Here is a 19169-nt window from a genome sequence, read left to right on the forward strand (position 1 = left end):
CGGACTCGATGCAGACCAGACCGGCTGTTGGTTGGAGGAGCACCGGCAATCCCGCGAAGCGGACCCCTTGGTGGATCCGTGGGAGACGCGGAGATCCTCCTCGATACGAACATCCTGATCAGCCCGCCGGCGGAGTGGCCGGAAGGTGAGGTGCTGGGGTCAAGCATCATTTCGCTGGCGGAGCTGCATTTCGGCATCCGTTCCTCCGCTTCAGAGGAGATCCGGAGGCAGCGCGTACGCCGCCTCGCCGTTTGGCGGGAGCTGATGGACTGGCTCCTTTTTGATGAGCCTGCGGCGGAGAGCTACGGGGAGCTGGCGGCAAAGGTCCGCTCGCTTCGGCCGCAACATGCCAGGAGCAAGGACATCATGATCGCAGCGCAGGCCCACTCGTTGGGGATTCCCTTGATGACGCGGAACGCGAAGGACTTCGAGCTGGTCAGCGACGTCGTCGAGATCCTCGAGGTGGAATGAAGCATTCCATGCCCCATGCACAGAGCAGCATTACTCGAAGAAGTCCTCGTCCAGCTCCACCACGTCATAGCTCTGCTTCACTTGGACGCCTACCCGGTACTTGATCATGAGGACAACGAGACGGGCGGCGTCGATCAGGATGATCCGTGATGGGACGTTCTCGGCGTACTGACGCGCTGCCGATGTGAAGGTACTGGTGGTGATGAAGACGCCGCGGGACGCCCCGACGCCGTGCAATGCCCCCACGAAGGCCTGGATGGTTTCACGCCCCACCGTGTTGCCATCGGCGTAGCGCTTGGCCTGGACATAGATTCGGTCAAGGCCGAGGGCATCCTGGTCGATCACGCCATCAACGCCGCCGTCGCCCGAGCCGCCGATCCGGCGCCCCCGCTGTTCCGCCCCTCCGTAACCCATTTTGAGGAGCAGGTCTACGACGGCTTCCTCGAAGAACTCAGGAGCATTCTCCCGGAGCTTCTGGATCAGATCCGCACCAACCTCGGCGTTGATCCGGTCCATGGCGGTGTCGATGACATCGTTCGGATCCTCGTCCTCGTCGAGGGCATCCGCTTCTGTAGCTGACGAGATAGCCCTCCGAGCCGCGCTCACCTCGGCCCGGTGCCGACGGTAGGCATCAATTTCCCGCAAGTGAGACTGAGCGAGACCCTTCGGATTGTTGCTCAGGAGCTGGCGCCCGACGTCCGTGATGACGTACAAAGCGCTATCAGGTCGCTCAAGTGCGGTGGCGGCAATCAGGTGGGATAGGGACCACCCGACCCGTCCCTTCGCTTTGAGGCTTCCGGAGTTGACTCGGACTGCGCGCTGTTCGTCTGTGAGGCCCACAACGTCCATCGCCAATTTGGCCAGATCACTCCGGGTCTTCGGCTGCCCGTCAGCAAGCACTTGCAGGATAGCCGACATGAAGCCGTGCCAGTTCGGAATACCGTCCTGCTCGGTCGCCTCAGTCATCACAATTCTCCCCTGAACGCTCGGTGCTGAAGGGAAGCGAACAAAGCATCCAGCTCAGCCAGGTGCTTACGGTGTAGTTCCTTCAACCGTTCGACGGCGGCAACGCGGGTTGCGAACGTCTGCTGTAGTTCCATCGGCGGAAGCGCTATAGGTATCGAGAGGAGCTTCGGTTGCGAAATGTTCTTCATCGAACCGCCACTTCCGCTAGACCGTCGACTTATCTCACCGCGGACAGCAGGCGATTGAAGCGTCGCCAGCAGAAACCGAGAATCGGCTCTAGGAGTTGGGACAGCGCGCCATAGCTTGTCAGGAAGCACAGATTTGCCGTTCGTTGTCGCCGCCAAAGCACTCGATCCTACGAGTTCCGTTGTGTTGGCTCGGCTGATGATGACGTCTCCGTCACGCACAACATGATCAGATGGGGGCTCGTAATCTTCTGGTAACGGTTTCGATTCCGCCTCCAGATACTGTCCCGAGGTGACGGAACTTATCTTCAAGACGCGAAAGGCGTTGGGGCTGTCATCGGGTCCGACCACATTCTTTCCTCCAACCAGCCTGCCGATTGCGTCCGACAGCAGCGCACGTGAAAGAACGCCACCGAACATTGAGTGAAAGATGGACTGGGTGAGCATGTCGAGGTGGGCGAGGGCTTCGCGGCGCTTGGTGCGGAGCTCGTCGGTCTTGTCCAGGATCGCCGCAATCCGCCGCTGCTCGTCGAGGGGCGGTAGGGGGATGCTCGTGGAAAGGAATTCTTTGCGATTAACGTGCATCATAGTAGCCCCGTGAAGGTGCCTTTTCATGCTGTCCAGAGCATCGCTCAGCATGTGGCGGAGGTAGTTTTTGTCGACAAGCGCGTCGTCAGGGATGACTCTGAAAATGTGCTGGTTCAGAAGGGCAATATCGTCCTGGTCCCACACGAAAACCCCGAGCGACGCTGACCATGAAACCAACAAATCGCCAGGTCGCACGTGGAGTTTCTGAGGGACAATGCGCTCGGTGCGGTTATACGCTTTCGACGGATCACTCAGGTTCTGAATTCGAATGATACGCGCTCCGGTCGGCCCCCAGTCTTCAGGCTTAAATGCAGCACCGTTTATGAAGTCCGCCACTTCCCCGAGGCGTACCCTTCGGGTTTCAACAAGCTCAACCACCGAGCAGCTCCCGCAGATCCGCCATGCCCTCAGCAATCTCAGCCTCGAGCCCGTCCAACACCGTCAGGATTTCCTCCGGGTCGGCGTGCTCGACGTCCTCGTGCTCGATCTCCTTGTACCGGTTCAGCGACAGGTCATAGTCGTTCGCGGCGATCTCCGAGAGCGGCACACAGAACGACTGGTCCGTGCGTGCCCGCTGACGTTCCGTCGTCGTGCGTTCATTCCAGCGGGCGAGGACGTCGGGGAGATCGGACGAGGCAAGGGGTGTGCGCTTGTCGTCGAGGCTGAAGCCGTCGGACTTCACGTCGTAGAACCAGACGTTGTCGGTGCCGCCGGAGTTGGTCTTGGTAAAGAACAGGATGGCCGTGGACACTCCCGCGTACGGCTTGAAGACGCCGGAGGGGAGCTTCACCACGGCGTCGAGCTTGTGGCCTTCGACCAGCATCTTGCGCAGCGCCTTGTGGGCTCCGGTGGAGCCGAACAGCACGCCGTCGGGAACGATGACGGCCGCGCGTCCGCCCGGTTTGAGCAGCTTGATGAAGAGCGCCAGGAAGAGGAGCTCTGTCTTCTTGGTCTTGACGACGGTCAGGAGGTCCTTGGCCACGTTCTCGTAGTCCAGGCTGCCGGCGAACGGCGGGTTGGCCAGGATGACGTGGTACTTCTCCTCCTCCTCGGCGTGGAGGTCGGCGAGGGAATCGCGGTACGAGATGTCCGGGTTCTCCACGCCGTGGAGCAGCATGTTCATGGAGCCGATGCGGAGCATGGTGGAGTCGAAGTCGAAGCCATGGAACTGCTGGTTGTGGAAGAACTTCTTGCTCTCGTCGTTGGTGAGCAGGTTCGGGTTGTTCTTCCGCAGAAACTCACCTGCCTGGACCAGGAATCCGCAGGTGCCCGAGGCTGGGTCGCAGATGGCCTCCAGTGGCTTGGGCGCGGTCATGCCCACCATCAGGTCGATGATGTGCCGCGGCGTCCTGAACTGGCCATTGGTGCCGGCGGACGCGAGCTTGGAGAGCATGTACTCGTAGAGGTCGCCCTTGGTGTCCTTGCCGTCCATGTTGATGCTGTCGATGACATCCACGACCTGCTTCAGGACGCCCGCGTTCGGGATCTTGAACTGCGCGTCCTTCATGTGGTGGCTGTAGGTAGACTCCTCGCCGTTGGACAGCTTGGGGAGCTCGTTCCGCAGGAACGGGAAGACACTCTGCGAGAAGACGGTGAACATCTCAGCCTGGGAGAAGTCCTTGAACCGCGACCAGCGGAGGTCGGCGTAGGGACGACCCTGCGGGTCCAGGCCGTCCGGGAACACCGCATTCTGCAGCGGCTGGCCCAGGAGGTTGGCCCGCTTCTCCTCGCGCGTGTGGTTCTCGTCGAGACGCTTCAGGAACAGCAGATACGTGATCTGTTCGATGACTTCCAGCGGGTTGGAGATACCGCCGCTCCAGAACGTATTCCAGACCTTGTCTACCTGGGACTTGATTTCACCTGTGATCACGCATGTGAGCCTAGTCGGTGGGAGCGACGGCGAAGAACGAGAACGCGGGCCTGTCTCTCGGCTGCAACCAACCAGGACAGCTCGGTCCCGAGGGTCAGATGTCAGGCAGTAATCCCACGAATGGCCTAGCCCTGGTCCACCGATGAGTGTCAGCGAGACAGCACGTCGTTGACGACGAAATGCCCGGCTGACCGGGACGAATAGGACTGCCCGAGGCCCACAGTCACCTCGGTGAGAGGGCACCTCGCAGATACGAGTTCCCCACAGTCCTACGGCCCTGTCAGTCTCGTTCGGCGAGCCGAACCTCATCGCGTCCGCAGGCTCAGCGCGTGGGCCGTGGCGAACCCGCGATACAGGCGGGGATCAGTGGGGAGCCAGCAAAGCCGCTCACCACGTGCGGCAGTGGTCACTCACCCGCGGGGCCATTAGAAACGACGAAGCCACACGGCGTCCGTCTTGCTCGCCCTGCTTCACCCCGTACTGTTTCGAACTCGGCCAGACATAAATCGCCATCCAATCGACACTGGATACAACTCCACTATCCAGAACCAAATCGACCCGGATGCTCCATCCCTCAGGAATCCCACACCATGTCCAGCAGTCATTTCAGACACTATTGACAGCAGAACAACCCGGGCATACGGTCACTTCGAGTGCCGCAGGTCACTCTCATAGGCGGGCATGACTACTACTTCCTTGGGGGAAGAATGGCCTCATCCATCTCATCACTGAAGTTTGCCCGCTCAAAAAAGGGAGCATCGACCGCGCTGGGAGTCGCTACCATCCTCTTGATAGGTGGGTCTCCCGAAACAGCGGCGTACCCTGACATTCTTTCAGCCGGTGTCATTGATGAAATTGTGTCGGAGGGTTCAGAGTCGACCCTGGGAAAGTCGAAGAAAGCCGAGGTTGAAGCCTTCAACCGACAGGTTGATGCAGCAACGCAATTCATGCGCACAGCTGCCGACGAATCCACCTACTTCGATATGAGCGCAGCCCGAGCAGCAGGAGCCGATGCTGCGACTCTCGAAATGGGTGCGATCATCAATCGACTTGCCGCAGGACAGAAATCTGTCTCTGACGGGCAGATGTCCACCAACGGGCTCAGTCTGCCACTATGGGGGAACTGGTGTGGCCCCGGGCATGGCGGTGGCTCTGCTGTCGACGTTCTCGACTCCATTTGTCGCACCCACGACAAATGCTACGGGTCGCGTGGCTACTTCGCGTGCTCTTGCGACCGGGCGATCGTGAAGGACATTCAGCGCAACATCACGCGCATGGGTAAAGCCGAAAGGACAGTAGCCGCAGCCGTCAGCACATACTTCACCTACTGCCTCTGCAACCCTTTCACGTAGGCTCTGAAGGCAACCGCTACGGCGTTGCGGTTACCTTCAGACTGTAGAAGATCCTTGCTAGGAGCGGTTCGACGATGTCCCACATCAATGAGACCAGTGGCTCCACACCGCAAGCCAGAAGACCTGTCATCACATGGGCTTTCATGGTGGCGGCACTGATTATTGTCCTGTTGCTCCCGGACTGGGCCGGAACTGGGAACAATCGCCCGATTTGGATATTTGCTCTTCCTCCACTACTCGGAATTATCGGAGCAGGCTTCGCGATCAGAGGTGAGCATCCCTGGTGGGCGGTAGCTTCAGCTCTTTGGGGGTTCTTTGTCATTCAGGCGATCATCGTCGGGGTTACGCTCATCGGCGGACCGTGAAAGAACCGAAGCGGACGGAGAACCTTTCACGAGGAAGCGCGGGCAGGACTAGCGCAAGGCGCTGATGGCCTGCTCCAGATCGCCGATCAGGTCCTCGAGATCCTCGATGCCCACCGACAGGCGGATCAGGTTCTCGGGTACGGCGAGCTCCGTACCCCGCACCGAGGCGTGGGTCATGTCCGAGGGGTAGTTCATCAGCGACTCGATGCCACCGAGGGACTCGGCGAGCGTGAAGACGTGCGTCGACTCGGCCACCTTCTTCGCGGCCTCGGCCCCACCCGTGAAGGTCACGGAGACCATGCCGCCGAAGTCCTTCATCTGCGCTGCAGCGAGATCGTGGCCGGGGTGCTCGGGCAGACCCGGGTAGTAGACGCGCTCCACCCCGGCCTGCTCCTGCAGCCACCGAGCGATCGCCGTGGCGTTCGAGGAGTGACGGTCCATGCGGACGCCGAGCGTCTTCAGCCCGCGCGTGGTGAGCCAGGCCTCCATCGGCGCCGAGACGGCCCCGACGGCGAACTGAACGAAGCCGACCTTCTCTGCCAGCGCGTCGTCGTTCACGACCACGGCCCCGCCGCTGGCGTCCGAGTGGCCGCCGATGTACTTCGTGGTCGAGTGCACGACGACGTCGGCGCCGAAGGTGAGCGGCTGCTGCAGGTACGGCGAGGCGAAGGTGTTGTCGACCACGAGCAGGGCGCCGGCGTCGTGGGCCAGCTGCGCGGTCGCGGCGATGTCGGTGATCTTCATCATCGGGTTCGACGGCGTCTCGACCCACACCAGCTTCGTGTTGTGGGCCGAGATCGCGGCCTGGACCGCGCCGGCGTCCGCCATGTCGACGGCCGAGTTCGTGATGCCCCACTGTGACAGGACCCGGTCGATCAGCCGGTAGGTGCCGCCGTAGGCGTCGTTGCCGAGCACGATGTGGTCGCCGGGGCGCAGTGCGGCCCTGATCAGGGCGTCCTCCGCCGCCAGCCCGGAGGAGAAGCTGAAGGCGTACTTACCGCCCTCGAGTGCCGCGAGCTGCGTCTGCAGCGAGTCCCGCGTCGGATTCGTGCCACGACCGTACTCGTACCCGTTGCGGAGCTTGCCGATGCCGTCCTGCGCGAAGGTCGTCGTCTGGTACAGCGGCGGGATCACCGCTCCCGTGGTGGGGTCGGGGTTCTGTCCGGCATGGATGGCCCGCGTGTTGAAACCTTGGGCGTCGGGCTGCGTCATGGTGCTCCTGGGGTCGGGTGTCGTTTACCTGCTCAGATACGTCAGCACGTCCTGGCGCGTCAGAATTCCCACCGGGGACCCCAGGGATGTCACCATCAGCGCGTCGCTGTGCTGCAGGCGATCATGTGCTGCCTCGAGGGACTCGAGCGACCCGATCAGGGGAAGCCTCGCCTCCAGGTGGTCGGAGACCCTGTCCGTGGGGTCGGCCTCACCGCGGAGGAGCTTCCCGGTCAGGGAACGCTCGTCCACCGATCCCAGTACCTCGCCCATCTTCACCGGGGGTTCCTGGGAGAGCACAGGAACGCTGGAGACGCCGTACTCGGTCATGAGTGCGATCACCTCGCGGACGGTCTGTGCCGGGTGTGCGTGTACGAGAGCCGGCAGAGCTGGATCCTTCGCGCCCAGCACCGCGCCGACGCCGGTGTCCGCGCCGCCGCCGTCGTCGCCCAGGAAGCCGTAGGAGGCCATCCACTCGTCGTTGAAGATCTTGCCGAGGTAGCCGCGCCCGCCGTCGGGCAGCAGGACCACCACGACGTCGTCAGCCGTCAGGTCCTTGGCGACGCGCAGGGCGGCCACCACGGCCATCCCGCAGGAACCACCCACCAGCAGTCCCTCCTCGCGGGCCAGGCGCCGGGTCATCTCGAAACTCTCGGCGTCGTTGACCGCGAGGATCTCGTCGGGAACGGATGGGTCGTAGGAGCCGGGCCACATGTCCTCGCCGACACCCTCGACGAAGTAGGGCCTCCCCGTGCCACCGGAGTAGACGGAGCCGTCGGGATCGGCGCCGATGATGCGCACGGGGCCTCCGGCGCGATCGGCCGAGACCTCCTTGAGATAGCGCCCGGTCCCGGTGATGGTCCCGCCCGTGCCCACACCGGTGACGAAGTGTGTCACCGTGCCCTCGGTGTCGGCCCAGATCTCGGGGCCGGTGGTCTCGTAGTGACTCAGCGGGCCGAACTGGTTGGAGAACTGGTCGGGCTTGTACGCGCCGGGGATCTCGCGCACCAGGCGGTCGGACACACCGTAGTAGGACTCCGGGCTCTCCGGAGCCACAGCCGTGGGCGTGACCACGACCTCCGCGCCGTACGCCTTGAGGACGTTCCGCTTGTCCTCGCCCACCTTGTCCGGCACCACGAAGATGCACCGGTAGCCGCGCTGCTGCGCCACCAGGGCCAGACCCACCCCGGTGTTGCCGGACGTCGGTTCCACGATGGTGCCGCCGGGCAGGATCTTGCCCTCGGCCTCCGCCGCGTCGAGCATCCGGACCGCGATGCGATCCTTCACCGACCCGCCCGGATTCAGGTACTCGACCTTGGCGAGGACGGTGGCGGCGATGCCGTCCGTCACGGAGTTGAGCCTGACCAGCGGGGTGTTGCCGATCAGGTCGACAATCGATTCGGCGTACTTCATGACCACAACGCTACCGGCTGGCAGCCCCACTGCCGTGCGCCCACGTAACACACGCCGTGCGGCGCCAGGGGCCTGCGCCTAGGGTGGGAGCACCAGCCACCATTCGACGAGGGGATCCAGCCATGACCAGGACCTACCGCATCGCCGTCATCGCAGGGGACGGCATCGGCAAGGAGGTCGTACCCGAGGGGCTGCGGGCCCTGCGGGCAGCGGCGGACCGGTACGGGTTCACCGTCGACGCCGTCGAGTTCGACTACGCCAGTGCCGAGTACTACACGGCGCACGGCCAGATGCTGCCCGATGACTGGTTCGAGGAACTGCGCACCTTCGACGCGATCTTCTTCGGCGCCGTCGGCTGGCCCGACGTCGTGCCCGACCACGTCTCGCTGTGGGGCAGCCTGCTGCAGTTCCGCCGCCACTTCGACCAGTACGTGAACCTGCGCCCCGTGCGCCTGCTGCCGGGCATCACGAGTCCGTTGGCGGGCCGGGAACCCGGCGACGTCGACTTCTGGGTGGTGCGCGAGAACACCGAGGGCGAGTACTCGAGCGTGGGCGGCAGGATGTTCGAGGGCACCGAGCGCGAGACCGTCATCCAGGACACCGTCATGACGCGCACCGGCGTGGACCGGATCCTCCGCTACGCGTTCGAGCTCGCGCAGAAGCGGGAGAAGAAGCACCTGACCTCCGCGACGAAGAGCAACGGCATCTCCATCACCATGCCTTACTGGGACGAGCGCGTGGAGGCGATGTCCCCGAAGTACGACGACGTCCGGGTGGACAAGTTCCACATCGACATCCTGTGCGCGAACTTCGTGCTCCACCCCGACTGGTTCGACGTCGTGGTGGCCAGCAATCTCTTCGGTGACATCCTCTCCGACCTCGGGCCTGCCTGCACCGGCACCATCGGCGTGGCTCCCAGCGGCAACATCAACCCGGACCGGACGTTCCCCAGCCTCTTCGAACCCGTGCACGGGTCGGCGCCCGATATCGCGGGCAAGGGCATCGCCAACCCGGTGGGGCAGATCTGGAGCGCCTCCATGATGCTGGAGCATCTCGGGGAGGCGGAGGCGGCCGCGGGTATCCTCGCGGGTATCGAGTCGGTGCTCGCCACCGGAGGAGAGGCCCTGACGCGGGATCTGGGCGGCTCCGGCACGACGGCGTCGCTGGGCGCGGCGATCGCCGCGGCCATCGCGGGCTGACGGGTACCATGACGGGCTGACCACCTCGCTACCCGACCGCCCGGCCTCCCGGCAGAGGTCCGCCCGGAGCGGCGAGCGCACCGGGTATCGCCGTGGCACCATGGTTCCATGTCCATCGCCCCCGCACTCAGGCCACACGGCGCGGAGGTCGCGGAATGGACGCCGGATGGGGCCTACACCCTCACCCGCAGCATCGAAATCCTGCAATGCGGTTCCCACGATCCCTCCTTCATCGTGCAGGGCCCCGATCACTGGCTCGCCTTCCGGACCGCGCATGGACCCGTGACTCTGCTGCTGCGGCAGCGTGGTTCACTCCATGACAGTGTGGTCCAGGCAGCGGCGTGGGGGCCGGGAGCCGCCTCCGCGCTCGAGGCGCTCCCCCGGCTGCTCGGCGCCGATGACGACTGGAGCGATTTCGACGATCCGGGCTTCCGCGCCACCCTGCCGGAACTGGCACGGAAAGGGCGATATCTGAATCCGGGTCTCCGCCTCCCGTCCTCGGGGCGCATGCTCGACACGGTGGCCCGCGTGGTGCTGGAGCAGAAGGTCACAGGGCTGGAGGCCAAGCGTGCGTGGCGGTATCTGCTGACGCGCTACGGAGACACGGCTCCAGGTGCAGGCACTGTGGCGCCTGCCGGTCTCCGCCTCCCACCCACTGCCGAGCAGTGGCGCCGCATCCCGTCGTGGGACTGGCACCGGGCCGGCGTCGACGCCAAACGCTCCAGCACCATCCTCAAAGCGGCCCTGGTGGCAAGCGGTCTCGAACGACTCGCATCGCGGCAGGGTGAGTCCGTCCGGGCCGGACTGCGCTCTGTCCCGGGAATCGGCGTCTGGACCGTCGCGGAGGTGGTCCAGCGGACGCACGGCTGTCCGGACTCCATCTCCGTGGGCGACTACCACCTCGCCGCCTATGTGAGCGCGGCACTGACCGGACGGCGGACGGACGACGCCGGGATGGTCGAACTGCTCAGACCCTGGGCGGGCCAGCGGCAGCGCGTGGTGCGGGCCCTGTACGCGAGCGGCTTCCGCAAGCAGGCCTTCGGCCCCAGGCTGACACCCGAGGACCATCGGGGGCGTTGACCTCCATGGATCGTCAGTGCACGGGATGATCACCGGATGCCGCTAGGGTTGGGGTATGAGCGAACCCGTAGACGTCACAGCAATCTTCGTCCCCCAGGAAGGAGAGTTCTCCCGCGTGAAACAGGCCCTCGACCTGGCCGTGGAACAGGTGGTCCAGGAACCGGGCTGCATCCGGTACGAGATCACCGAGGCGCAGGAGGACCGGATAGTCCTTCAGGAGCGGTGGGAGTCCACCGAAGCCCTCGATCTCCACATGCGTGGCCCCGCCCTGCAGGATCTCGGTGAGTCACTGAGCGCCCTGCTGGCCGAGCCCATCGACATGACGCGTTCCGACCAGCCCGCCTGAGCGGGCTTCGGCCACCCCTGATCGCGTAGAAGGGCCCCGCACTCCGTGAGTGCGGGGCCCTTCCGATGGGGTCTGGTGCGGACTACTGTGCGTCAGCGGCAGGAGAGTCCTGGTCTGCCTGCTGCGCGATCTGCTCGTGCACGGCCTTCATGTCGAGACCCTTCACGGCGTCCACCAGCTCGCCGAACTGCGTCGCATTGAGCGCGCCAGGCTGGGAGAACACGAGCACCTTCTCACGGAAGGCCATGAGCGTGGGGATCGACGTGATGCCGGCGGCCGCGGCGAGCGACTGCTCGGCCTCGGTGTCCACCTTCGCGAACGTGACGTCGTCGTGCTTCTGCGACACGGCGTCGTACACCGGCGCGAACTGCTTGCATGGGCCACACCAGTCGGCCCAGAAGTCAACGAACACGATATCGTTGCCCTCGATGGTTTCCGGGAAGCTTGCCTCAGTAACATTGATTGTCGACATCCCCCAAGGCTAGCGATCGCCGTCGAACCTGTCAGGCCTGTTCGCTACCGATGAAGAATCAGCACTCAACAATTCCCCAACGATCCCGGAGACACGAGTGAGCAACGACCCCTACGATCTGGCACGATTCGTCGACGCGCAGGACGCGCACAATACCTACGAGCAGGCCCTGACCGAGCTGCGCGCCGGACGCAAGAGGGGCCACTGGATCTGGTTCGTCTTCCCGCAGATCCAGGGTCTGGGCAGCAGCCCGACGTCGGTCCGCTACGCGATCTCCTCGCTCGACGAGGCCCGTGCCTACCTGTCGCATCCCGTGCTGGGACCGCGCCTGCTCGAGTGTGTGCACGCACTCCTGAACCTTGAGGGCAACGACCCGGTGGAGGTTCTCGGCGGGATCGATGCGCGCAAGCTGCAATCCTCCATGACCCTGTTCAACCTGGCGGCGCCGCAGGAACTGTGGTTCAAGGCCGTGCTCGACCGCTACTACGGGGGCGCGGAGGATCTGGCAACCAGGTCGTCGGTCTCGGACTGACAGGCCTCATACCCTGGTTATTCGGCCTCGGCGTGCTTCAGTGAGCGGCGCCCACTGACCACGACGACTCCGGCGATGACCACCATCGCACCCGCTACCGCGTAAGTGGTCTGCGGGTTGTAGAGCTCGGCGAGCTTCGTCGCGGCGAACGGCGCGAGGGCGCCGCCGAGCCAGCGGACGAAGTTGTAGCCGGCAGAGGCAACGGGCCGCGGCGCGTCGGAGACACCCATGGCCAGCTCGGTGTAGAGGGTGTTGTTGATGCCGAGCAGCGCACCGGAGACGATCACCAGCACGACGACGGCGGCCACCGAGCGCTCCGCCGCCAGGGCCAGACCGACGAGGACGAGCGCGAGGATACCCAGGGTCAGGAGCAGCAGGCGGGTGGTGGCGAGTGAGCGCTGCAGCACGGGCGCCACGAGGACCGAGAAGATGGCGACCATGAGGCCCCAGCCGAAGAAGACCGCGCCGATGCCGTAGGCATCCATGCCGAGCACGAAGGGTGTGAAAGCGAGAATGGTGAAGAACCCGTAGTTGTAGAACAGGGCGCTGGACGCGGTGGTGCGCAGACCCTTGTGGCCGAGAGCGAGGAGTGGATCCTTCAGCGACGTCCTGTGTGCGGGCGTCGGGGTGGCCGGCAGCATGATGATCAGGGCGATGAGCGCTGCGGCCATGAGGACGGCGGTGCCGAAGAACGGGGCACGCCACTGCCAGCCGCCCAGGAGCGCTCCCAGCAGCGGGCCGAGCGAGATCCCCAGCCCCAGGGCAGCCTCGTAGAGAATGATCGCCGTTGCTGTTCCGCCGCTCGCGACACCGACGATCACCGCGAGTGCAGTGGCCACGAAGAGAGCATTGCCGAGACCCCACCCGGCGCGGAAGCCAACGAGGGTCGCCACGTCCCCTGACAGCCCTGACAGCGAGGCGAAGACGACGATGAGTCCCAATCCGAGCAGAAGCGTCCTCTTACCGCCGATGCGGGAGGAGATGACGCCGGTCACGAGCATCGCAACCGCCGTGACGAGGAAGTAGCTCGTGAACAGCAGGGACACCTGGCTCGGCGAGGCGTCGAGATTCTCGGCGATGGCCGGGAGGATCGGATCCACGAGCCCGATGCCCATGAAGGCGAAGACAGCGGCGAGAGCGGTGGCCCAGACGGCTCTGGGCTGGCGGAAGAAGGACTGCTTCTCCTCGGTCAGCACAGCGGAGGGCGATGTCTCCTGCCGGGAAACGTGCTTGGTCACTCAGAAGCTCCTAGGGATTGCGGTTCAGTTTCGCGACGACGGGCAGGGCAGCGGCAATCGCTGCTCTGTCCTCCGCGTCGAGTTGCCCGAGCAGCTCTGCGATGCGCGCGTTCCGGCGCCTGCTGGCCTCCTCCCAGGCCGCGCGGCCCTTTCCCGTGAGCTGCACCAGAACGGCGCGGGAATCGGTGGGGTCCTGGTGGCGGCTGACCAACCCTGCCTGCTCGAGCTTGATGATCTGCTCGGTGGCCGACGGAACCCGGATGCCCAGATTCCCGGCGATACGGCTCACGCGCAGGGGTGCATCGGCCGCCATGCCCAGTGTGCTCAGCTGCATGGTCGACAGTTCGCCGTCGTGGTCCATGGACCGGCTCAGGTACACGGCATGCCGCAGAGTGGTGCGGAAGGACTGCGCGAGCGCCAGGAGCTCCTCGTCCTCGGTCTCGGTCCTCATAGTTAGGCAGCCTAACATTCACCTGCCGAATGGTACAAAAGAGCGCGCTGGCCGGACTAGCGTGGAGTGGGTCAACCGAAGGAGGAACATGCAGCGCTACCTGGGCGTGGACGATGCGCTCTCCTTCCTTGTGGGGGCCTGGGCGACGGAACGGCGACTGCTCGACCGTGCGTCAGGCCTCAGCGGTACGTTCAGCGGTCTCACCACGTTCACGCCCGACGCCGACGGCCTGGCATGGGTCGAGGAAGGGACCGTCAGCTGGCCGCACTTCCGGGGACCGGCGTGGCGTTCCTACTGGATCAGCGCGGTCGGAGGGACGACGATCGTGCACTTCCCTGATGATCGCGTGCTCTGCCGGCTCGATCTGCGCACGGGCAGGGCACGCGACGTCCACGCGTGCTTCCCCGACACGTACCGCGTCGACTTCGCCATCCACACAGCGGACTCCGTGGAATACTCCTGGGACGTGACAGGACCGGCGAAGGATCAGCTCCTGTCCACCTCACTCCGGCGGGCCTGACGCGGCGGGTGGACTCGCATCCGTCGTCGGCGCGGAGCCCGTTCCCGTGGCCGCTGCTTCAGTGCGGGGATTTCGAACAGGAGGTTGACGGAGGCGTGCTCCTGCCTCGCGTACACCCACGCCAGACCCAGCGGCACACCGATGCCGACGACGAGCAGCAGAGGCAGGACGAACCATGCGCCGATGAGCCCAGCGTCGCCCACGAGCGCGAGCGTGATCATGATGGGGCCGAGATGCACCACGTAGAAGACGATCGAGTAGCGGCCCACGAACTCGAGGGCAGCGCTCACACGTCCGGCGCGCAGGCGCGGGAACAGCCAGCAGACGACGCCGAGCGCACCCACCACTCCCCAGGCGAACTCGCCGTGGTACAGCACGTCCCGGCCGGCCAGATTCAGCACACCCACGGTTATGGCGGAGACCGCCGCCATGATCAGTACCCAGGGGCGTTCGATGATCCGGGTGACCTGCCGTGCGTGCCTGGCGCACCAGGCGCCGAAGAAGAAGAACGCTGCGAGGAACACCATGATCTCGGGGCGGCTGCCGTCCGGCAGGACGAACGACACCACCAGGGCGGCACCGGAGATCAACAGTGGCGGGATGTGGCGCAGCGGAAAGGCCACGGCGTAGAAGATCAGGATGAACCACAGGTACCAGAGGTACGTCGGCGAGAGGTAGATGATTTCGGCGACCTCCGTCAGGCCGATGTCGCCGCCGGCCGCCAGGAGGATCAGGGACCACAGGAGGTACGGCCACGCCACCATGGACACCTTGCCGGCGACGTACTCACGCCCAGGCTTGGCGATCGAGCGCGGCAGCAGAATGCCCGAGAGGAACATCAGCACCGGCATGCGGAACGGTTCGAGGAACAGATTGAACTGGTCGACGCCGGGGACCGGACCGACGGCCTGCCGCAGGGCCTCCCCCACGTGCAGCACGATCACGAGAAGGATGGCGGTGCCCCGCAGGCTGTCCATCCAACCGATCCGCACGTCGTCCGTCGCGCTGATCCTGACCTCCTCCGACGTCGCTCCTACTGTAGGTAGGCGCACTGACCATTCGTGGAGGAGGCGGCACCGGATTGCTCCTGCGCGCGATCAGGTGAGGCAGGGGCGTGCGTATGCATCGCGCTAGTAGCTGTACTCCCAGCTGCTGTCGGTCCAGTAGTCCTCGTAGACGAGCGTGCCGGAGGGATTCTCGACGTCGAGGAGGACTATGCCCTGAGCTTTCTCACCCGGCCCGATATCTGTGGGCAGAAGCACGGAGTCGTCGAGGCAGAACAGGGTCGCAACGCTGTCCGCACCCGCATTCGACGTGACACCGTCGGGTCCGATCGCCTGGAACGTGTACGAGGACATGCTGAACTGCTCGATCAGGTCCGAGTTGAGCATGTTCGGGCTCGTCTCGACCGAGACGTCCAGAGCGACGAAGTGCCCGTTCTCCGGCGCTTCCGCCAAGCTGTCGGTGCATTGCACGTCGACGGCGATGTCGTTCACGGTGAAGGAGACCAGGTACTCCCCATTGGCGTCCCTGATTCCGGCCAGCTCGCCGACCTGCTTGATGAGATTCCCGCGGGGGGACAGCTCCGTGGTGGCGGGAGGTGCCGCCGCAGGTGTAGGTGCTGCCGCAGTCGTGGGTGCCGCCTCTGCTGTGGTCGGTGCCGGGGCAGGAGTTGTCGGCGCCGTCGGCGGCGGAGTCGTCGCAGGAACAGGTGCCGGTGCTGCCGTCGCCGACGCAATCGGCGCTGCTGCCGTCGTCGTCGGAGCGGACGCGGACGCAGATCCTGCCGCCGACTCCACCGGCGCCTCGGCATTTCCACCTCCCGAGCAGGCGGTCAGGGCCAAGGCGAGACCCAGTAGCGGTGCACGGTAGAACTTCATGAATCCCCCAGGTGTGTGATGCGGTTCCCTGATCGTACGTCGGCTCACCCGCTGTGATCGCAAAGACCGCTGCCGCGCCCTCGGCATCTTCTTCGCAGGAGCCGTGGCGTGCCGAATTTCCTGTACGGGCTGCGCTACCCTTCGATTCCGACCACACTCCTGAGAGCGAGACGACATGGACACGCAACTGCCAAAGCTGCTGCATCTTCTGTGCACTTGTCTCCTGACGATCGCTTTCCTGGCAACCGGTCCTGCAGGTTGGGCATTCTCGAACGATTCAGGCGACGCCGGTGTGAACATCGGTGCCGGCATCCTCCTCCTGTTCGGGTACACGGCTGGAGCACTGGGTCTGGTACTGGGTGTCGCCGCGCTCATTACCCACGGATTTATTAGCCGGCGGGAACGGACGCACCCCTGACGTACGATTCACAATCGACTTACGGGCCGTGCTGCCTGGACCGCATTGCCTGGGATTGCTCAGTGCTCGGGATGCGCTGTCGCGGATCTTCCCGCCGCCGAATCGGCCAACGCCAGGCGGACTGCTTCGGATCGCGAGATGTGCTCGCGCTCGGCGATGGCATCGACCGCAGCGACCTCTTCAACGGTGACCGCACCGGGACGATCTGCATCGGCTCGGCGGCGCGACCGGGCCGCCCGTGTCTGAGGCTTTTCATCTCCTCGACGTCATAGCCGGCTTCGGTTTCATCCGCCCACTGCTGCACCCGGTCCTCGCTCACCAATAAAAAATGTCTGACGGAAGGAGCTTCGGCGGTAGGAGTCCGTGAGATCCCCACGTCGGCAGTGGGCGGATCCTGAGCTACCCCAGCTCCGCAGCTGATCCGCGGACAGGAGCACGGACTCGAAGGCGGAACAGCGTCGCGGTTTTCCGTGCCACCGAGTACTTCAAGCACTAAAAAAGACCCATCGGTACCTCTGAAGAGATACCGATGGGTCCATGTTTCCCACCGTGACCGGCGAGTGGCAGATGAGGGATTCGAACCCCCGTAGGCGTTGCCAGCTGATTTACAGTCAGCCCCCTTTGGCCGCTCGGGTAATCTGCCCTATGTCTTCGCTGGGAGGACCGCCCGTAGCAAGCGCGGGCAAGACAACTTTACAGACAAAGGGCGCGGGTGACGAATCCGTGCCGGCACTGCATCGGCTACTACAGGCCGGACGCAACGCGACGCTCCACCTGGGCATAGAAGCCGCCCGCCTGCTCGGGCGTGATCAGCTGCAGGAGGACAGCCCGGTCGAGGTCGGCGCCGACTCCGGCAAGGCGCTCGCTCGATGTCCTGCCTGCCGCGACCAGCAGTGGCACGCGGGCACCGACCGTCGGTGCGTTGTCGAGCTGCCGGGTTCGATTGCTGATCTCGTCGTCCACCTGATCAGGGCTCTGGACGATCACTTCGGACGCCGCTGCCGGAGCTGGGGCTGCCCCGACCCCCAGCAGGGACGTCACCGACGCTGCCGCGAGGAAGGACCCGGCTACTGCGGAGCGGAGGCGCACCCGATAGCGACGGCGAGGTGTCCTGGTCATGGTGCGCTCTCCTCTGGCTCGGTGATGCACTCCACCGTGCCCCCCTTGCATGCGCCGCACCCGAGCAGTGGCTGGCCATCGCCTGTGAGTGCCGACGGGACGCCGAGCCGAGGTTGCCGATAGTCTGTAGGGCAAGAATCCCAACCACCCCAGGAGGCATCGTGGCCAGCGAATCCACGTTCGACGTCGTCAGCAAAGTGGACAAGCAGGAGGTCGCCAACGCACTGAATCAGGCCCAGAAGGAGATCGCCCAGCGATACGACTTCAAGGGCGTGGGGGCGGAGGCGGACTTCAGCGGCGAGAAGATCCTCATGAAGGCCAACTCGGAGGAGCGCGTCCTGGCCGTGCTCGATGTGCTGCAGTCCAAGATGATCAAGCGCGGCATCTCTCTCAAGTCCCTGGACACCGGCGAGCCCTACGCCTCCGGCAAGGAGTTCCGCCTGGAGACGTCCATCAAGGAGGGCATTGCCCAGGACGTTGCGAAGAAGATCAACAAGCTCATCCGCGACGAGGGCCCCAAGGGAGTGAAATCGCAGATCCAGGGAGATGAGCTGCGCGTGAGCTCCAAGTCCCGCGACGATCTGCAGGCCACCATGGCGCTCCTCAAGAACTTCGACGAGGCGGATCTTCAGTTCGTGAACATGCGCTGACAAGAGACATAACGCCTAGTCAGAGGCTTGTAACAAGGCCTCAGTCCGCAGAGAGTCCGCAGGATCGCCAAGGACCGTCTCCATCAGCTCGGTGGCGGCGGTCCTTGTCTTGTCCTCAGCGGTAGGCCATAGATGGCTGTACGTGTTCAGCGTAATAGACGCCTGAGCGTGTCCGAGGGCTCGCTGCACCGTGACGACGTCGCACCCGGTGGCGATCAGCGCTGAGGCGAAGAAGTGGCGCAGATCGTGGAGGGTGAACTCCTCCAGCCCGGAGGCCTTGCGGACCTCGCGCCAGTAGTGGCCTGCCATGTCCCGGTGCCATAGGTCTCCCCCGGTCGAGAACAGCCAAGCATCCTCCCCGTGGACGCCGACCTGCTCGACGTGGCGGGCTATCATCTCAGTGAGCCGCGTTGGGATGTAGACGACGCGCTCCGAACCGTGCTTCGGCGCTGAGACCTCAGTGTTCCTCTTGTTCTCGCCCTGGACTTGCCTACTCACCGTCAGCGTACGGCGCAGGAAATCTACGTCGCGGACTTGCAGGCCCGACGCTTCACCGAGACGGAGCCCGGCGAACGCGCACACCCCAAGGTAGGCCTGGAACCATTCGGGGGCTACTGACAGCGCGGTAGCGACCTGCGACGGCGTGGGGATAGTCATTGCTGCCGCTGCCCGGCGTTCCCTGGGTAGCTTGATGTTGTCTGAGGGGTCCGAAGAGATGATTCGGTCGACCACGGCAGCCCTGAACGCTGACCGGGCGAAGTTGTAAGTAGTGCCCCTTAGTGTGGTGTAACGCCCGGTGGCCGGGTACGTCGCTTGAGACGTGGACGCGGTCACCGTGTGGTCCT

General features: G+C 64.6%; 23 protein-coding genes and 1 tRNA gene. 10 read left to right on the forward strand and 14 right to left on the reverse strand.

The genetic code is table 11. The features are described 5' to 3' along the window. Positions 1-78: 78 nt before the first annotated feature. The gene (locus E8P82_RS08465; RefSeq protein WP_168796527.1) at positions 79-471 is read left to right on the forward strand and encodes a PIN domain-containing protein; all 393 of its coding nucleotides are present in this window, start codon (positions 79-81) and stop codon (positions 469-471) included. Between the two features lie 30 nt (positions 472-501). On the opposite strand, the gene E8P82_RS08470 is transcribed toward E8P82_RS08465, so the two are convergent. The 3 genes from E8P82_RS08470 to E8P82_RS08480 are packed head-to-tail and all read right to left on the reverse strand — an operon-like array spanning position 502 to position 4080. Beyond that, positions 502-1437 (reverse strand): restriction endonuclease, encoded by a 936-nt coding sequence (locus E8P82_RS08470; protein ID WP_136454059.1) that lies wholly within the window; start codon positions 1435-1437, stop codon positions 502-504. Next, entirely contained in the window at positions 1437-2588 is a 1152-nt protein-coding gene (locus tag E8P82_RS08475; RefSeq protein ID WP_136454060.1) for a restriction endonuclease subunit S, read from the reverse strand. The genes E8P82_RS08470 and E8P82_RS08475 overlap by 1 nt, the downstream gene beginning before the upstream one ends. Further along, positions 2581-4080, reverse strand: a complete 1500-nt coding sequence (locus E8P82_RS08480; protein ID WP_136454061.1) for a type I restriction-modification system subunit M — start codon at positions 4078-4080, stop codon at positions 2581-2583. The genes E8P82_RS08475 and E8P82_RS08480 overlap by 8 nt, the downstream gene beginning before the upstream one ends. Before the next feature lie 707 nt (positions 4081-4787). On the opposite strand from E8P82_RS08480, the gene E8P82_RS08485 reads away from it, so the two are divergent. Next, positions 4788-5432 (forward strand): phospholipase A2 family protein, encoded by a 645-nt coding sequence (locus tag E8P82_RS08485; protein WP_136454062.1) that lies wholly within the window; start codon positions 4788-4790, stop codon positions 5430-5432. 74 nt (positions 5433-5506) lie between these two features. After that, a complete protein-coding gene (locus tag E8P82_RS08490) occupies positions 5507-5797 on the forward strand; it encodes a hypothetical protein (RefSeq protein WP_136454063.1) in 291 nt (96 codons plus the stop codon). Positions 5798-5845: 48 nt separating this feature from the next. On the opposite strand, the gene E8P82_RS08495 is transcribed toward E8P82_RS08490, so the two are convergent. After that, on the reverse strand, positions 5846-7009 hold the full coding sequence (locus E8P82_RS08495; protein ID WP_136454064.1) for a cystathionine gamma-synthase: 1164 nt from the start codon (positions 7007-7009) through the stop codon (positions 5846-5848). Between the two features lie 24 nt (positions 7010-7033). Beyond that, positions 7034-8419: a cystathionine beta-synthase gene (locus E8P82_RS08500; protein ID WP_136454065.1), complete on the reverse strand. Its 1386-nt coding sequence runs from the start codon at positions 8417-8419 to the stop codon at positions 7034-7036. A 122-nt stretch (positions 8420-8541) separates the two neighbouring features. On the opposite strand from E8P82_RS08500, the gene E8P82_RS08505 reads away from it, so the two are divergent. From E8P82_RS08505 to E8P82_RS08515, 3 genes are all read left to right on the forward strand, one after another. Then, positions 8542-9618 carry a tartrate dehydrogenase gene (locus E8P82_RS08505; RefSeq protein WP_136454066.1) on the forward strand — a complete coding sequence of 359 codons (1077 nt, stop codon included), beginning with the start codon at positions 8542-8544 and terminating at the stop codon, positions 9616-9618. A 108-nt stretch (positions 9619-9726) separates the two neighbouring features. After that, positions 9727-10698, forward strand: a complete 972-nt coding sequence (locus tag E8P82_RS08510) for a DNA-3-methyladenine glycosylase family protein (protein WP_136454067.1) — start codon at positions 9727-9729, stop codon at positions 10696-10698. A gap of 55 nt (positions 10699-10753) precedes the next feature. Beyond that, entirely contained in the window at positions 10754-11044 is a 291-nt protein-coding gene (locus E8P82_RS08515) for a putative quinol monooxygenase (RefSeq protein ID WP_136454068.1), read from the forward strand. 82 nt (positions 11045-11126) lie between these two features. Here the strand turns inward: E8P82_RS08515 and E8P82_RS08520 are convergent, their stop codons facing one another. Next, positions 11127-11516, reverse strand: a complete 390-nt coding sequence (locus E8P82_RS08520) for a thioredoxin family protein (RefSeq protein WP_136454069.1) — start codon at positions 11514-11516, stop codon at positions 11127-11129. A gap of 97 nt (positions 11517-11613) precedes the next feature. On the opposite strand from E8P82_RS08520, the gene E8P82_RS08525 reads away from it, so the two are divergent. Continuing rightward, positions 11614-12048, forward strand: coding sequence for a DUF1810 domain-containing protein (locus E8P82_RS08525; RefSeq protein WP_136454070.1), 435 nt, complete (start codon positions 11614-11616; stop codon positions 12046-12048). A gap of 17 nt (positions 12049-12065) precedes the next feature. Here E8P82_RS08525 and E8P82_RS08530 read toward each other — a convergent pair whose 3' ends face one another. Then, entirely contained in the window at positions 12066-13286 is a 1221-nt protein-coding gene (locus E8P82_RS08530; RefSeq protein ID WP_136454071.1) for an MFS transporter, read from the reverse strand. Between the two features lie 10 nt (positions 13287-13296). Beyond that, the gene (locus E8P82_RS08535; protein ID WP_246021126.1) at positions 13297-13737 is read right to left on the reverse strand and encodes a MarR family winged helix-turn-helix transcriptional regulator; all 441 of its coding nucleotides are present in this window, start codon (positions 13735-13737) and stop codon (positions 13297-13299) included. A gap of 88 nt (positions 13738-13825) precedes the next feature. Between E8P82_RS08535 and E8P82_RS08540 the strand changes: the two genes are divergently transcribed. Next, positions 13826-14257 (forward strand): DUF6314 family protein, encoded by a 432-nt coding sequence (locus tag E8P82_RS08540; protein ID WP_136454073.1) that lies wholly within the window; start codon positions 13826-13828, stop codon positions 14255-14257. Here E8P82_RS08540 and E8P82_RS08545 read toward each other — a convergent pair. Next, positions 14224-15309, reverse strand: coding sequence for an acyltransferase family protein (locus tag E8P82_RS08545; RefSeq protein ID WP_136454074.1), 1086 nt, complete (start codon positions 15307-15309; stop codon positions 14224-14226). The two genes, E8P82_RS08540 and E8P82_RS08545, sit on opposite strands and share 34 nt — an antisense overlap. A gap of 78 nt (positions 15310-15387) precedes the next feature. Beyond that, positions 15388-16137 (reverse strand): hypothetical protein, encoded by a 750-nt coding sequence (locus tag E8P82_RS08550; protein WP_136454075.1) that lies wholly within the window; start codon positions 16135-16137, stop codon positions 15388-15390. Positions 16138-16312: 175 nt separating this feature from the next. Between E8P82_RS08550 and E8P82_RS08555 the strand changes: the two genes are divergently transcribed. Further along, entirely contained in the window at positions 16313-16555 is a 243-nt protein-coding gene (locus E8P82_RS08555; protein ID WP_136454076.1) for a hypothetical protein, read from the forward strand. Positions 16556-16614: 59 nt separating this feature from the next. Here E8P82_RS08555 and E8P82_RS15495 read toward each other — a convergent pair whose 3' ends face one another. The 3 genes from E8P82_RS15495 to E8P82_RS08570 form a co-directional block, all read right to left on the reverse strand. Beyond that, entirely contained in the window at positions 16615-16713 is a 99-nt protein-coding gene (locus tag E8P82_RS15495; RefSeq protein ID WP_425456016.1) for a hypothetical protein, read from the reverse strand. A 403-nt stretch (positions 16714-17116) separates the two neighbouring features. Next, a tRNA-Tyr gene (locus E8P82_RS08565) sits at positions 17117-17198 on the reverse strand. Between the two features lie 101 nt (positions 17199-17299). Continuing rightward, positions 17300-17674 (reverse strand): hypothetical protein, encoded by a 375-nt coding sequence (locus tag E8P82_RS08570; RefSeq protein WP_136454077.1) that lies wholly within the window; start codon positions 17672-17674, stop codon positions 17300-17302. 161 nt (positions 17675-17835) lie between these two features. Between E8P82_RS08570 and E8P82_RS08575 the strand changes: the two genes are divergently transcribed. Beyond that, a complete protein-coding gene (locus tag E8P82_RS08575; RefSeq protein WP_136454078.1) occupies positions 17836-18324 on the forward strand; it encodes a YajQ family cyclic di-GMP-binding protein in 489 nt (162 codons plus the stop codon). Positions 18325-18339: 15 nt separating this feature from the next. On the opposite strand, the gene E8P82_RS08580 is transcribed toward E8P82_RS08575, so the two are convergent. Next, a complete protein-coding gene (locus tag E8P82_RS08580) occupies positions 18340-19158 on the reverse strand; it encodes a tyrosine-type recombinase/integrase (protein ID WP_246021128.1) in 819 nt (272 codons plus the stop codon). Positions 19159-19169: the final 11 nt, after the last annotated feature.

Source organism: Arthrobacter echini (assembly GCF_004803505.1).
Classification (GTDB): Bacteria; Actinomycetota; Actinomycetes; order Actinomycetales; family Micrococcaceae; genus Arthrobacter_D; species Arthrobacter_D echini.